Raw genomic sequence first — 13670 nt, forward strand, 5'->3', positions numbered from 1 at the left:
CCCGACCCCTTCGCCGTGTCGTCCCGCCGCCGGTACGGCGTTGGAGGGGGCATGCGTAAGATCATTTGCCTTGGCGTAGGCCTTGCCGTGCCGCTGGTCATGACGACTGCGGGGCCCGCCGCCGCAGACACCAGCGCCTGCACCCACCACTTCTCCGGCCCCCAGGTCTGCATCCGACTGGAAGGCAACAACGGCTGGAACTCGGTCACGGGGATCTGGACGAACCCCCCGAAGCACGTCAAGAGCAATGCGGTGACCCTGTACTGGGACGGCGAGCGCTTCGACACCTCGACCGCGACGCGAGTAGGCAAGACCCTGAGCTACACCTGGTCGTCCATGCAGACCGGCACCGACACCAAGCTGTGCGTGAAGTTCAAGGGAAGCAGCCGCACGGCGTGCGAGAAGACCAAGTACATCGGAGACCGCGCCAACTTCTGACCTGCCGGGCGGGCAGCCTGCCCCGTCGCGTCTTCGGGGTTGCCAACTCCGCCGGACAGGGCGGCGGGTGGCCGACGACACGGTCAACTCACCCCAGAAACTCACCTCTTAAGAGGTGAGTTTCTGGCTAAGGTGTAGCCATGACCACCGAAGCCGTCGTCGTCATCCCCGAGCCTGCCCCCGCCCCGTCGCTGGAGGCCGTGCCTGACTTGCCCGTCGAGGTGACCGTCGCCGAGATCGCCGCCGGAGTCACCTCCGCCCTGGTGGGGGCCTGGAACGCTATCCGCGCCCGCCACTGCGACGTGCCCGAGGCCGTCATCAGCATGGCCACCGGCGGCCGCGCGAGCGCGGTCGAGCTGGCCCACTTCGCGCCCCGCCGGTGGCGCCTGCGCGAAGGCGACGACGTCCACCACGAGGTGTTCGTCACCGCCGAGTCCCTCGCCGACGGGGCGCCGAAGGTCTTCGGATACCTATTGCACGAGGCCACGCACGCGGCCAACGAGGCGCGGGGCGTCAACGACTGCTCGGCCAGCCAGTACCACAACAAGGAGTTCCGGAAGATCGCCGAGGCGATGGGGCTCGTCCAGCGGGCCGACGTCACCGAGAAGTGGAAGAAGAAGTACGGGTTCGCCGGTACGGAGCTGGGCGAGGAGGCGGCGAAGACGTACGCCGAGCAGATCGCCGCGCTGGACAAGGCGATGCACGCCACCCGCACCCCCGACATCTTCGCCACCCGCAGCCGCGGGGGCGGCAGCAAGGGCGGAACCACCGACGACGCGGACACCGGAGCCGACGCCGGCGGGGACGAAGAGGTGCCGTCGGGGAAGAAGGAGAAGGAGGACCGCAACTACGTCAAGGCCGTGTGCCAGTGCGAGCCGCCCGCGGTCATCCGGGTCTCCCCGAAGACCCTCGAACGCCGCAACATCATGTGCGGCGACTGCATGGAGAACTTCGCGCTGGAGGAGTCCGGCTGAGAGATGGTCTGTCTGGCCAGATAACCCGCGGGCCCCGGCGGTCCCCTCGCAGAGGGGGAGCCGGGGCCCGCGTCGTCGTGCGGCTGCGCCGCCGTGGTGTATCAGGTCCTCAGCGCCTACGGGGCCGAATTCAGTCCTTCGAAATTCAGTCCTTCGAAGGGGTCGAATCCGAGCATCTCGATCTTCCATCGGCGGGTGGCTTCCTTGGGCCGCCATTCCTGGCTGGCCGGGTAGCGCAGGTGCAGCCCGGCCGCCGGGGGCGATAGCAGATAGTCGGCCTTGGGGCAGCCGGTGACATGCGGGCACTCCTCCAGGGTGCGGTTGCAGAACGCGCACAACAAGCCGCGGACCAGGCCCGTCTGATGGTCGTGGTCGACCATGGCGCCGGGATACCGGCCGCACAGATGGCAGTCGGGGCCGAGCGCGTCGACGAGCGCGGCGCGCAGACGCCGAATGGAAGCCGTACGGGCCGGCCGCGGTGGCCAGCTGTGGAGAGTCTCGTATGGCCCGCCGCCGCAGCGGTCCCGCCGGTCGACGGCACTGGGGTCCGTGCCCGGGCCGGTCGGGCGGACGAAGTTACCGGCCGGGCTTGGGCTGGTGCTCGGGCTCTTTGGACGCCCGCAAGTGCGGGTCAGGCCGCGATCGTGGTGGGCTGGGCGGTGGCGAGATGCCGGGCGCGGGTGCGGAGCTCGTCTACGGCCGCCGTCTTGTAGGGGCGGGCGGCGCCGAGCAGGGTGTTGAGGCGGGAGGCGACGAGCGTGGAGTCGACCCGTGTGGCCTCGGTCAGGGCCTGCTGGGCAACAGTGGTGGCCTGCTCGACCTCGGCTTCGTCGAAGAGCGCGGCGGCGAGCCCGATCCGGTCCATGATCCGGACCCGGTCGAAGCCGGGCGCCCGCAGCCGCAGTGCGTCACGGAAGTGGGTGCTGGCCCGCCTGACGCCGCCCGGATGGAAGCCTGCGAGGTCACGGGCGGATACGGCGCGGGCGCCGGCGTGTTCGGCGGCGTCGAAGTACGCCACCCACTCGGGCACGTCCTCACCAAGTCCGTCGGCCACCAGGGCGTCGGCCCGGCCGAGATGGACATCGGCCTGCTGTTCCTGTCCAAGGGCGGCGTGCACCCGGCCGGTCTGTGAAGCCACCAGCGCCTTCAGCGCGGGCTTCTCCGCCTTGGCGGCGGCCACGCCGAGCAGTCCGAGGGCGTCGTCGGGCCGGCCGAGGTAGATCATCTGGTGGGACATGCGGGTGACGATCTCGACCCCGCGATCACGTTGTCCGGCCTCACCGGCCGCGTAGATCCCGTAACTCCAGTACCGCTGGGCGGTCGCATACCGCCCGGAGTCGTGACTGACCCACCCGGCCAGCGCCGCCAGGTCGGCGGTCGCGCCGAACACACGGGCGCGCAGGGAGGCGGGGACACCGTCCTGGATGCGCCGGGCGACCTCGGCGAGCTGGGCGACGATCGCGGAGCGGTACAGGCCGCCGCCCTTGGAGGCGTCCGCGCGGGAGAAGAACGTTGTCACCTCTTCCAGCGCGATGACGGTGTCGGTGTCGAAGCCCTGGTGGCTCGGGTTGAGCTGGCGGGCGACGCCGCCGAGCATCCGTTCGGCGGCCAGGACCAGCGGGGCGCCGATGGCGAGCTTGAGGCTTTCGCGGCGGTCCAGGAAGAGGTCCATCTGTGTCCATCCGGCCAGGGTTTGGGCGGCTGCCTCGGTCAGCAGCGGTAGTTGGATCGTATCGAGCACTGCCCCGGCGGCCGTCAGTCCGAGGTCACCAGGTGTGAGCGTCTGGCCGACCGCTTCGGATAGGACGGCCGCGAGGAGTTCGGGGACCGGTGGGCGGGGCCGTTCGCCGTCGATCCAGCGGCGTACGCGGGTGGCGTCCGGGGCGATCTGCCGGTGACCTCGGCGCATCGCTTCGGCGGCGACCCGGCGGGCGATCTCGCCGTGCGAGAGGCCCGTCGCGGCGATCCACAGAGCCAGATGCGGGTTGGTGCTCCTGCTGCCCACCGTGGCCTCACCCTCCCGAAATCTGTTACGGAGCGTGGCATTTCCGCCACGGTTCGCGACACCCAGGGTACTCGTCAGGCCGGGTTGGACGGGCGGATTCTCAGCACAGCGGCGGCCCAGGGCCCGGGGCCGCCTCATCCCTTGACCGCCTCAATTCGAAGGGCGTGATCCGTGCTGAACTTCCGGAAGGTCCACGGAGCCGGGAACGATTTCGTTCTCCTCACCGGCACCGCCGCGGACCTGGAAAAAGACTGGTCGGATACGGCCAGAGAGCTGTGCGCCCGGCGTACCGGCATCGGTGCGGACGGGTTGGTCATCAGCGCCCCGCTCACCGCCGACCCGGGCCTGCGCGGTGTCGCCTGCTTCAACGCCGACGGCTCGATCGCCACCATGTGCGGCAACGCCCTGCGGTGCGCCGCCTGGTGCGCGGCCGAGGACTCCGGCGCCCTGGTGAAGGAGGTGCGTCTAGTCATGGCCGGCGTGGAGCACCAGGCGCTGGTGGGTGACGACGGGGTGTGGGTGACGGCCGAAGTCGGCGCCGTCGACCCCCGGCGCGTCCAGGCCGTGCTGAACGGGCGCCCCATCTGGTTCGACTCCGCGCACACCGGCACCGAGCACGTAGTGGCGGTCGTGGCGGATGTGGACGACGTCGACGCCGTGGTGTGCGGTCGCCTGGTCCGCAACCACCCCGACCTCGCACCGCTGGGAACGAACGTCAACTTCGTCCAGGCCGCAGGCCCCCAGGAGCTGAAGATCCGCACCTACGAGCGGGGTGTGGAGGCCGAGACGCTGTCGTGCGGCAGCGGAGCCGTCGCCGCCGTCGTGATCGCGACCCTACGCGGGCTCGTCGCGGACAAGCAGGTCATCGTCCACAACCGTTCCGGGACGCCCCTGATGGTGCGCCCGTACTCCGAGCGCCGGGGCAAGGCCTTCTGGATCGGCGGCCCGGTCACCCAGACCTACCAAGGAGAACTCGTATGACACCTCTCATCGGCCCCCTCGACGCCGCGGCCATCCACCGCGAGGCCCAGGCGTTACGGACCTGGCAGCAGGCCGGCCAGGCCCTGAGTGTGGCGCTGGTCTACGGCGGTCTGTCCGCCGAGGACCGGCTCTACATCGCCGAAAGCCCCACCGAGCAGATGTCGGTCACCGCCCTGTCGGAATCGCTCATCGAGATCGGCGCAACCTTCAAGATCCTCGACCCGTGCGACCCCGGATTCATCCGCGACCTCGTCACCTTCGACGTGGCGCTGTCCAACCTGCACGGCCCCTATGGGGAGGACGGCAGGCTCCAGGGCCTGCTGGACTACCTGCGCAAACCGTTCTGCGGCAGCGGGGTTGCCGCGTCCGCCATCGCCGCCGACAAGATCCTGTGCAAACAGTCCATGGAGGGCCTGGGCGTCCCCACCCCCGCCTGGCAGGCGTGGAAGTCGGGTGCAGCGGCCCGGTGGGAGGGCCGGCCGGTGATGGTCAAACCGGCGCTCGGCGGCTCCAGCGTCGGGATGAGCCTGGTCCGCGACGAAGCCGCGCTCGCGCCCGCCCTCGCATACGCCTGGGCCACCGACCCCTCCCCGGTCCTGGTCGAGGAGTACGTCACCGGCCTGCCCGTGACCGTCGGCCTGCTGGAACTGCCCGGCGGGGTGCTGGCGTTCCCACCGCTGGCCACCGAGGTCCACGACGGCGAGTTCTACGACGCCGCCTCGAAACTCGACGCCGACGCGAAGGGAACCGTGTCCGTCGCCCTGGCCGATCTCCCCACGGAGGTGCTGGACACGCTGACCCGGCACGCCCGGACCCTGTGGGACGGCCTGGGCTGCCGCAGCGCCGCCCGGATCGACTTCATGGTCACCAGCGGCGGGACGGTGTACGCACTGGAGGTGAACACAACGCCGGGCATGTCGCGGGAGTCGAACTTCGTCACCGGCGCGGCCCTGTGCGGGCTGAGCCACACCGACGTGGTTCGGGCTTTCCTCCATGAGGCGCTGACCCGCCCCGCATACGATGTACCCCTGCCCATTCCCGTGCTGAACGCGTCAACGAGCGTGCGGGAGACCGCTGCCTGACGCGACATCAGGAGTCCGCTGCTGTGCCCCACGTCCACGATGTGCCCATGGTCCGCCAGCTCGTTGATCCCGCCGAATGGGACCTCCATGGAGGGTGGGCACTGGGGGACCGGATGGAGTGGTCCAACCGGGCGTGCGGCATGGCAGCGCTGCGGATGATCCTGCTCGCCTACGGCCGTGAAGCGCCGTCGGTCACCGAGCTGCTGAAGCTCGGCGTCAAGCACGAGGCCCTGACCGACCGGGGCTGGCTCCACGCCGGCATCGCCGACCTGGCCACCGGCTTCGGGATTCCCGGCCGCGCGGAGCCCATCGCGGCCGGGGACCTGACCGGCGCTCTCGCCAACGCCCCGCTGATCATCTCGATCACCGAGCAGTTCCCCGACGACGGCCGCAAGGGCGGTCACCTGGTCATCGCCCGCGGCTACACGGACGGCACCGACCCGGACATCCTCATCCGCGACCCGTCCGCCTGGGGACAGACCCACGACCGGGTTCCGCTCAGCCGCCTTACCGCCTCCTACACCGGACGCGCCATCACCTTCGCTCCGCTCACCGCCGGAAGGACCGCCCAGTGATCACGCTGACGCTCGCCGAGATCGCCGACGCCACCGGCGGCACCCTCCACGACGCCCCCGATCCCCAGATGCAGGTGACCGGCCGCAGCGCCAGCGACTCCCGCGAGGTCGGCCCCGGCGGCATGTTCGTCGCGGTGGCCGGCGCCCGCGTGGACGGCCACGACTTCGTCGACCAGGCGGTGGCCACCGGTGCCAGCTGCGTACTGGCCACCCGCCCGGTCGGTGTGCCCGCCGTCGTCGTCCCCGACGTCACCGCGGCCCTCGGCCGCCTCGCCCAGCACGTCCTGACCCGCACCGGGGCGCAGATCATCGCGCTGACCGGCTCGGCCGGGAAAACCAGCACCAAGGACCTCCTCGCCCAGGTCCTCAGCCGACACGGGGAAACCGTCGCCACACCCGGCTCGTTCAACACCGAGATCGGCCTGCCGCTGACCGTGATGCGCGCCGCGGAGTCCACGCGCTACCTGGTCCTGGAGATGGGCGCCCGCCACCAGGGCGACATCGCCTACCTGGCGTCGCTGACCCCGCCGCAGGTCGGCACCGTCCTCAACGTCGGCTCCGCCCACATCGGAGAGTTCGGCAGCCGGGATGCGATCGCAACGGCCAAGGGCGAGCTCATCGAGGCGCTTCCCTCGGCGGCTGAGGGCGGGGTCGCCGTCCTGAACGCGGACGACGAGCTGGTGGCCGCGATGGCCCCCCGGACCTCCGCGGCGGTCGTGACATACGGGACCGGCGAGAACGCCGACATCCGCGCCACCGACATCCAGGTGACCGCGGGCCGCGCCTCCTTCACCCTGTACACCCCTCACGGGTCGGGACCCGTTCAGTTGCGCCTGCTCGGTGCCCACCAAGTCCACAACGCGCTCGCGGTCGCCGCGGCCGTCCACGCCGTGGGCATGGCCACCGACCGGATCGCCGAAGCACTGTCCGCTGCCGAACCGGTGTCGGCCGGAAGGCTCCAGGTCCTTGAACGCGCGGACGGTGTGACGATCATCAACGACGCGTTCAACGCCAACACCGAGTCCATGCGCGCCGGACTCGAAACGCTCACCTCCGTGGCCGGAGACCGGCGTACGGTCGCCGTACTGGGAGAGATGAAGGAACTCGGCGACACCGCCAAGGCGGCCCACGCCGCCGTCGGAAAGCTTGTCGGTGACCTGGGCATCGACGTCCTGGTCACCGTCGGCACCACCGCCGAGATGACCGCACTCGTCGAAGCCGCGCGCCCCTCCTCGCCCCTGCGCATCGAATCTGCCGACGACCCCGACGTGCTGCTACCGCTCCTGAACCGACTGCTCAACAGCGGTGACGTCGTCCTGCTGAAGGCGTCCAAATCCGTCGGCCTGGAGAAGCTCGCGAACATCCTGCACGCCGAAGTTCCGGCGTAGGACGAGCGGGTTCCCCACCAGGTCGCCGTCCACTGACCACCGTCCTGCGGTCACCTGCCGACGGTCGTAGCGTGGAGGTATGACCGCCCCCACGGTCGAGGAGGAACGGCTAACCGCCGCGTACGGCACGCTGCTGGCCCGGGTCTCCGCGTGCTCCCAAGCTCTCCAGGGCGGCAGCTGGGTCTACCTCGCCGCGAAGGCGCGCGAGGCCGCACAAGCCGCCGAAGACGTCGAAGCCTCCGTTAACAGGGTGATGGCCTCGGGCGCGGGGTCCACCACCGACCCAAGTCGCATCGTGGCCACGGTCGTCGAGCGCGCCCGTACCGACACCCGCACCGTCGAACGCGCCGTCCAGGCCCTCCATCCGCAGGTTCAGCCACACGGATGAGGCGCCCGGGGGTCCCGTGGGCGGGATGGATTCGCGTCGGACAGCAGCGTGCCCCGCCGCCCGACGGATGCGCTGACGCCTCAAGATCAACAATTGGTGAAGGCCCATCATCATGCTCCACGCCCCCGACGAGACCTTTGGGGAACGTGTAGCAAACGCTACGTCGCTGATGTAGTATTTGCTACACGTTCAGATCTCTTCGCTTGGGGGATATCGTCATGATCGAAATCGTCGACAGCAGCGACGCGGGCCGCGCGGGCGTGTACGCCGTGGGCAGTTGGGGATGGGTGTACTACCGCGAGCGCTACGACACCGGCGTCTGGAAGGAGCGCGGATACACCCTGCGCCTCATGGAGGACGGACGACAGATCGCCTACACCGAGGCGTTGTGTAGCCGGGATGAGTGGGAGGAATCGGCCCGGGGTGACCTCGACGGCATCGAGCCGTGGCTCCGGACCCTGCGCGTACTGCGTGGAGGCCCGCAGGCTGCCGGGGTGGAGAGGTTGGGCGACAGTATCCGCGCCACCCGCCACGCGGCCGAGGAACTGGCCGACGTCGACGCGTGGGACGCGGTCATGACCGATTTCCTCGGGGAGTACGCGGACTCGCTCACCTCCGCGGCTACCGGCGACGAGATCAGCGCGGCCCGCCTGGATGGAAGCCGCCTGCATTACGGCACTCTCGCGCGGCTGATGGTCGAGCGGCTGGAGTCGGACATCAGGCGCTCGCAGCTTGTCGCACTCGCAGCCGCCCCCGACCCTGCGGCCCATCCGATCCACGAGCGGTGGGAACTGCCCCGTCCCGAGTTCTTCAGCGGACATGCGGAGGATGCCAAGCGGGTTGCCCCCTACGTGATGTGGCATCTCCTCGCGGGCTGGAGGGCCACCCAGGACATGAAGGGGAACCTGCTGGTGGCCGCAGAGACGGCGGGAGTCACGAAGACGGAGATGCACACGACGACAGGTCTCGCGCGAACCACCATCGACCGGTTGCTGACGCTGGCGTGACCCAGCGCCCGGACTGGCGGCGGACCTGGCCAACCCTCGGGGCGGGAGCGTCGCGAGACGTTACAGCCGTAACGTTTCGCGTGACCACGTACCTCATGTGTCTGAAACCCCAAAAGACGTCTCAGCTGGGGTGATGGTCGCTCAGTCTTCGCCGATGAGGGCGAGTTCGCGGCGGGCGTGAGCAATCAGGTTGGACTCGGGGCGGGGCGTGGAAGGGGCCATGCTTCCCCCGGTGGTCAGGCGGTCCGCGGCTTCCGTCCGGCCGTCTTCTTCGCGGCGACCTTCTTCGCCGGGGCCTTCTTGGCCGCGGTCTTCTTCGGGGCCGTCTTCTTGGCGGGGGTCCGCTTCACCGTCTTCTTCCCGGCCGGCATGTCGTGCACTGTGGCCGGCTGGTCTTCGCCGCGGGCCTGCTGGGCGTCCTTCACGGACTGCTGTAGCGCCGCCATCAGGTCCACCACCGTGCCCCTGCGCTGCTCGGTTTCCTCCAGCTCCGGCGGCTTTTGCCCGGCGGCCTTCGCGGCGATGACCTTCTCCAGCGCAGCCCGGTACTCGTCACGCAGGTCGTCCATCTTGACCTTGCCGTAGGCGTCCATCAGCTCTTCGGCGGCATCCAGTTCATCTTTCGGGATCTTCACGCGCTTCGGGGTCGCGACGACGGACGGGTCGCGGATCTCGTCGGGCCAGTGCATGGAGTGCAGCACGAGCGCCTTGTCCTTGATCCGCAACAGTCCGAGGCGTTCCCGGTTGTGCCAGGCGAACTTCGCGACGGCGACCTTGCTGGACCGTTCGAGCGCCTTGCGGAGCAGGACGTATGGCTTGTTCGCCACGGCGCCCTCGGGGGCCAGGTAGTAGCTCGCGCCGATGCGGACGGGGTCGATCGATTCGGCGGGCACGAACCCGACGATCTCGATGGCCTTCGCGGTGGGCAGCGGCATGGCGTCCAGCTCTTCGTCCGTGACCTGGATGGTGGCGCCCGACGGGGTCTCGTAGCCGCGGCCGATCTCCTCAGTGGGCACGGCCTTGCCCTCGCTCTCGCAGACCTTGCGGGTGCGGATGCGGCCCATGTCTTCCAGGTGGTACTGGTGGAAGGCGATCGACTTGTTCTCGGTGGCGGGCTGTACAGAAATGGGGATGGTCACCAGGCCGAAGCTGATGGCGCCTTTCCATACGGGGCGTGGCATGACCGACCTCCCGGGGCCCCCTCGCGGAATCCCAGCGTATGGCGGTGCCCGGGGCGCTGCACGCGGGCGCGGCGGCCCGTAGTGGGCCGGTGTCAGCTCGGGGACGTGACCAGCCGGGTCCACGCCATCAGGCCCTGTACGGCCGCGGCCTGCCTGGTCGGCCAGTGCTCCCTCGACCCGGACGGCCCGAGGGCGGCGATCCGGTACCTCCATCCGTTCCGGCCTGTGCGGGAGGCGCCGCCGTACGAGGGGGACACCACCACCAGGACGCTGCCGTCCGCAGCCGTGACGTTCCACTCCCGGGTCTCGGACCAGTCCGCGGACTTCACCAGTTCCGTGCTGTCGGCGATTTCGCGGGCCTTCCTACGGGACATGTGCTTGGGCAGGGTGCTGTCGGCCATGGGCGGCAGTCTGTCAGCCGGTACTGACGGTGGTCCCTGACCCACGGTGCAAAGTAGCCGCCGCTCCCTTCTGCGCCTCCCGTTGCTTCGTGTCCGGCTGGTTCGTTAGGCCGAACGAGTAGTCAGCGGAGGGGTGGGAGTGTTCATGCGCCGGGAGTGGTTGGCCCGAGGACGTGGTGGCCGGCCTGGAGCGCTGAAACCGCAGTACGAGCCGACCGCAGTCGGAGAGCATGGTGACCATGACTGATCAGGAACAGCCCGAGCCCGCGTGGGACACCCCCGAGTACCGACTGATCGGACTGGAACGGATCGCTTCCACGATCCCGGAAGAAGACGAAGGGGCCGCGTCGTTCCTGTCCGCGACGGTGGCGTTCATCGGCGACGGGGACCAGGTCCGGGAAGCGGAAGTGTTCCAGAGGGCCGCCGACTATTTCAGGTCGCACCCCGAACTTGCCGTTCAGTCGGCGCACTGGACGAATTTCCGGGACGCGGAGGGCTTCGAGCGTTTCCAGCTGGAGCTGTCCGTCGTCCCGCCCGGATGGATCCGACCGGAAGAGGCCCGCCGGATCTATCCCCGGGCCAAGCGGTAGCTGAGGAACAGCTCCCGGCCAAGGCGTCACGCGGAAGCGGACGCGGCTCTACTTTGCACCGTGGGTCAGAGATAGGAGACCGCACAGATCAGGGGGTGGGCCGGAGTGTCCAGCCAGGCGGTGGCCGTGCCGTTCGCGGTGACGGTCAGCCCGTGGCGGCCGACGCCGGGCCGACCGAGATCCTCCCAGTCACGGTGCGCGGTTTCGACCTGGTCCCAGAGGCGGCGGGGCCCGTACTGGCGGACGCGGAAGTGGTCGGTCTGCTGGCCGTCGTAGTCGACCGATGCCCAGGAGACGCGCAGCGCCGCGGTGTTGAAGCCGGGCCCGAACGCGACGGCTACGCCCTGCGCTCCGTCGGCGGGCGGGACGCAGGGCGTACGGTCCAGGAGTTCCAGTGCGCACCTGTCCCCGCAAAGAGTCCCCGTTACCACGCCAACGGCCATTGCAGAAGCCGTATTTGTGGATGTGATTTCGCCGTGCCCGGGGTGTGCCAGGGTTGGCCGCATGGTCCAGCGCACTGACACCGGCCCCGTCGCAGACACCACCGAACTCCTCACCACCCTGACCCATCTTGGGCTCCTGACCCGCCCCTTCACCCCGGAGGAGCTCACCGACGAGGAGAAGAGTGCCGGCGGGGCCGAGCTGCTGAGGCTGCGCATGGCGCACGCCCTCGCCGGCCTGGCGGAGATGCAGGTCATGCACGCGGCTGTCGCCGCCGGTGAGGCAGGGCACGAGGGACCGGACCTGATCCTGGCCGCCGACTACCTGTACGAGGGCGCCAACCTGGAACACGCCGACGGCGGCGCGCAGACCGCGCTGCTGTACCTCCTCGCGCAGCGCCTGGACGACCTCCTCACCAGCCGCACCGCCGCCATCCGGCGCGGGGACGAAATCGTCCTGCCCCGCCTGGTCATGCCCGCATGGGGCATCGCCTCCTCCCTGTCCACTGTGCTGGACCTCGCCTCCAAGGACCCCGACCACAGCGTCCAGGCCAAGAAGCTGCGGGAGACCGCCAGTCAGCTGCACGGCATGGCCGAGGTCCTGGAGGAGTTCGCCGACCGCCACGAAAACGCCGCCCGCGATCACTAGCGAATGGCACTACGTTGCGGCTGGTGTCGGAGGGGCGGCACCGACAGCCGGCAGAGAAACCTCCCTGGGTGTGGCTCCCGTCGCCGAAGCCATATAATCGAACACATGACCGATCTGCCGCCTGATCTCGACCGTCTCCGCACCCTGGAGACGTGGCACGAGCACTGGCTTCGGCAGATCCGCCACCGCATCACAGAGATCGAACAACAGCAGGCCCATGCCCGACCCGCCGTCCTCCCCGACCCGCCCCCATGGCTAGCCGAATACGACATCGGCGTCGCCCACCGCGTCGTCCAGATCCACACCGGCGACTGCGCGATGACCGGCGGGCGCACCCGGCGCATCAGCGAGCGGGAGGCGCGGCAGGGATGCGTCGACGTCGGAGCGTGCCAGTTCTGCCGGCCAGACCGGGAGCTCGGGATCATCGACGGGGCGTAGTACGGATTGCCGCCATCGGGTCTCAGGGGGGTGCAAGGCGAACGCGGTCTCGGTCTCGTGGCCGCGTCATCCGGATCCGGGCGGTCGTGCATGACCGGGTACCGGCCGCCCGCCGAAGCGTGCCTGAGAACCCGTCGGAGTGCGGCGCCACGGGGGGAGCGCCGCACCCCGCGACCAGCGTAACGACGTCCCATTCCGTACGTGCCGCTTCCCTACAGGTGCTTAAGGTGAGTTTGGGGGTGAGTGTCGCTCGCCGGTGTGGGGTGTCAGTGTCACCTGCTTCACTGCATGCCGGGCGTCGACTGGGAGGCCGCCCGCGGTCTGCCCAAGGGCGCCCCGAGCCCGCTGCGCGAGTACGCCAAGCTCGCCCCGACCCGGGCCGCCGTCGTCTGCGTGGTCGCCGCGGTGGTCTCGGTCTCGATCACAGTGTCCGTCATGCCTGTACCTCCGTCGTCTCGGTCGCGGTGGGAAGGGCCCGGCGCCGGGCGGCGGGCCAGATGAGCTTGAGGAACTCCATGCGCCCCCCGTAGTTGCTGATGTCGACGTTGGCGTCCGTCACCTCGTACGGCGCGCTGCCGGGCTGCTCGATCCGCGCCGAGGCGGTGGGCCAGGGGATGCCGGGCCGGTCGGGCTCGATGTAGCCGCTGAACTCCTCGTAGTCCGCGCCGCCGCTCCAGGGCAGCGCTGGACTGTGCGGCGCGGCGCCGTACACGGTGATCGTCGGACCTCCTGTGAAGGTCACGGTGGCGGGCGTCCGCTCCGGTGCGGGTTCGGGGAGCTTGTCCAGGTCGCGCAGCCACTGCTCGACGGCCGCGCGGGGGAACCTGGGGCTCTCGTCGGTGCCGCCGGTGGCGTCGAGACCGCCGTGGCGACGGCGCCAGTTGACGACGGCCGCGCGGCCGACTCCGGCCATGCGGGCGATCTGCGCGAGGTTCACCTCGTCCTCGTCGGGGTGGGTCAAGGGATCGTCCTATCTGCTCGTCAAAGAGTCCTGGGGCCGGGGGCCGGTGGGTGCTGGGGGCCTTCGCCAGCCGCCAGCCCCCCGTTCCCCCGGGCACCGACCGGCGCGGGCAGCGCTCCCGTGGTGCAGGTACGTGCGCGCCGGACGGCACCGGGCCGTGTGTGCCTCGGCT

The 13670-nt window shown here is 69.9% G+C and carries 18 protein-coding genes; 11 read left to right on the forward strand and 7 right to left on the reverse strand.

Annotated features, from left to right (window positions below):
• The first annotated feature begins 51 nt into the window (after window positions 1-51).
• Both ACWV17_RS23075 and ACWV17_RS23080 read left to right on the forward strand, forming a co-directional pair.
• The gene (locus ACWV17_RS23075) at window positions 52-438 is read left to right on the forward strand and encodes a hypothetical protein (RefSeq protein WP_455361245.1); all 387 of its coding nucleotides are present in this window, start codon (window positions 52-54) and stop codon (window positions 436-438) included.
• 140 nt (window positions 439-578) lie between these two features.
• On the forward strand, window positions 579-1412 hold the full coding sequence (locus ACWV17_RS23080) for a hypothetical protein (RefSeq protein WP_455361246.1): 834 nt from the start codon (window positions 579-581) through the stop codon (window positions 1410-1412).
• Between the two features lie 116 nt (window positions 1413-1528).
• On the opposite strand, the gene ACWV17_RS23085 is transcribed toward ACWV17_RS23080, so the two are convergent.
• Entirely contained in the window at window positions 1529-2047 is a 519-nt protein-coding gene (locus tag ACWV17_RS23085) for an endonuclease domain-containing protein (RefSeq protein WP_455361278.1), read from the reverse strand.
• A complete protein-coding gene (locus ACWV17_RS23090; protein ID WP_455355929.1) occupies window positions 2044-3417 on the reverse strand; it encodes a Tat pathway signal protein in 1374 nt (457 codons plus the stop codon). The genes ACWV17_RS23085 and ACWV17_RS23090 overlap by 4 nt, the downstream gene beginning before the upstream one ends.
• A gap of 171 nt (window positions 3418-3588) precedes the next feature.
• On the opposite strand from ACWV17_RS23090, the gene dapF reads away from it, so the two are divergent.
• The 6 genes from dapF (at window position 3589) to ACWV17_RS23120 (ending at window position 8838) form a co-directional block, all read left to right on the forward strand.
• Window positions 3589-4398, forward strand: coding sequence for a diaminopimelate epimerase (dapF, locus tag ACWV17_RS23095; protein ID WP_455355928.1), 810 nt, complete (start codon window positions 3589-3591; stop codon window positions 4396-4398).
• Complete coding sequence (locus ACWV17_RS23100) at window positions 4395-5480, forward strand: D-alanine--D-alanine ligase family protein (protein WP_455361247.1); 1086 nt, start codon at window positions 4395-4397, stop codon at window positions 5478-5480. The genes dapF and ACWV17_RS23100 overlap by 4 nt, the downstream gene beginning before the upstream one ends.
• Window positions 5481-5527: 47 nt before the next feature.
• Window positions 5528-6055: a C39 family peptidase gene (locus ACWV17_RS23105; RefSeq protein WP_455355926.1), complete on the forward strand. Its 528-nt coding sequence runs from the start codon at window positions 5528-5530 to the stop codon at window positions 6053-6055.
• A complete protein-coding gene (locus ACWV17_RS23110; protein WP_455361248.1) occupies window positions 6052-7443 on the forward strand; it encodes a UDP-N-acetylmuramoyl-tripeptide--D-alanyl-D-alanine ligase in 1392 nt (463 codons plus the stop codon). Before ACWV17_RS23105 ends, ACWV17_RS23110 begins: the two co-directional genes overlap by 4 nt.
• A gap of 79 nt (window positions 7444-7522) precedes the next feature.
• Window positions 7523-7831 (forward strand): hypothetical protein, encoded by a 309-nt coding sequence (locus ACWV17_RS23115; RefSeq protein WP_455361249.1) that lies wholly within the window; start codon window positions 7523-7525, stop codon window positions 7829-7831.
• 218 nt (window positions 7832-8049) lie between these two features.
• Entirely contained in the window at window positions 8050-8838 is a 789-nt protein-coding gene (locus ACWV17_RS23120) for a hypothetical protein (RefSeq protein ID WP_455355923.1), read from the forward strand.
• Between the two features lie 236 nt (window positions 8839-9074).
• Here the strand turns inward: ACWV17_RS23120 and ku are convergent, their stop codons facing one another.
• Together ku and ACWV17_RS23130 are read right to left on the reverse strand one after the other, a co-directional pair.
• Entirely contained in the window at window positions 9075-10019 is a 945-nt protein-coding gene (gene ku, locus ACWV17_RS23125) for a non-homologous end joining protein Ku (RefSeq protein ID WP_455361250.1), read from the reverse strand.
• Window positions 10020-10111: 92 nt separating this feature from the next.
• Window positions 10112-10420 (reverse strand): hypothetical protein, encoded by a 309-nt coding sequence (locus ACWV17_RS23130; RefSeq protein ID WP_455355921.1) that lies wholly within the window; start codon window positions 10418-10420, stop codon window positions 10112-10114.
• 239 nt (window positions 10421-10659) lie between these two features.
• Here ACWV17_RS23130 and ACWV17_RS23135 point away from each other — a divergent pair, with 239 nt between their 5' ends.
• Window positions 10660-11010, forward strand: coding sequence for a hypothetical protein (locus ACWV17_RS23135; protein ID WP_455355920.1), 351 nt, complete (start codon window positions 10660-10662; stop codon window positions 11008-11010).
• A 65-nt stretch (window positions 11011-11075) separates the two neighbouring features.
• On the opposite strand, the gene ACWV17_RS23140 is transcribed toward ACWV17_RS23135, so the two are convergent.
• Complete coding sequence (locus ACWV17_RS23140) at window positions 11076-11453, reverse strand: hypothetical protein (RefSeq protein WP_455355919.1); 378 nt, start codon at window positions 11451-11453, stop codon at window positions 11076-11078.
• 61 nt (window positions 11454-11514) lie between these two features.
• Between ACWV17_RS23140 and ACWV17_RS23145 the strand changes: the two genes are divergently transcribed.
• Entirely contained in the window at window positions 11515-12099 is a 585-nt protein-coding gene (locus tag ACWV17_RS23145) for a hypothetical protein (RefSeq protein ID WP_455361251.1), read from the forward strand.
• 105 nt (window positions 12100-12204) lie between these two features.
• Window positions 12205-12537: a DUF6233 domain-containing protein gene (locus tag ACWV17_RS23150; protein ID WP_455361252.1), complete on the forward strand. Its 333-nt coding sequence runs from the start codon at window positions 12205-12207 to the stop codon at window positions 12535-12537.
• A 281-nt stretch (window positions 12538-12818) separates the two neighbouring features.
• Here ACWV17_RS23150 and ACWV17_RS23155 read toward each other — a convergent pair whose 3' ends face one another.
• Together ACWV17_RS23155 and ACWV17_RS23160 are read right to left on the reverse strand one after the other, a co-directional pair.
• Complete coding sequence (locus tag ACWV17_RS23155) at window positions 12819-12974, reverse strand: hypothetical protein (protein ID WP_455355917.1); 156 nt, start codon at window positions 12972-12974, stop codon at window positions 12819-12821.
• Window positions 12971-13498 carry a hypothetical protein gene (locus ACWV17_RS23160; protein WP_455355916.1) on the reverse strand — a complete coding sequence of 176 codons (528 nt, stop codon included), beginning with the start codon at window positions 13496-13498 and terminating at the stop codon, window positions 12971-12973. The genes ACWV17_RS23155 and ACWV17_RS23160 overlap by 4 nt, the downstream gene beginning before the upstream one ends.
• Window positions 13499-13670: the final 172 nt, after the last annotated feature.

Source organism: Streptomyces mabaensis (assembly GCF_053763515.1).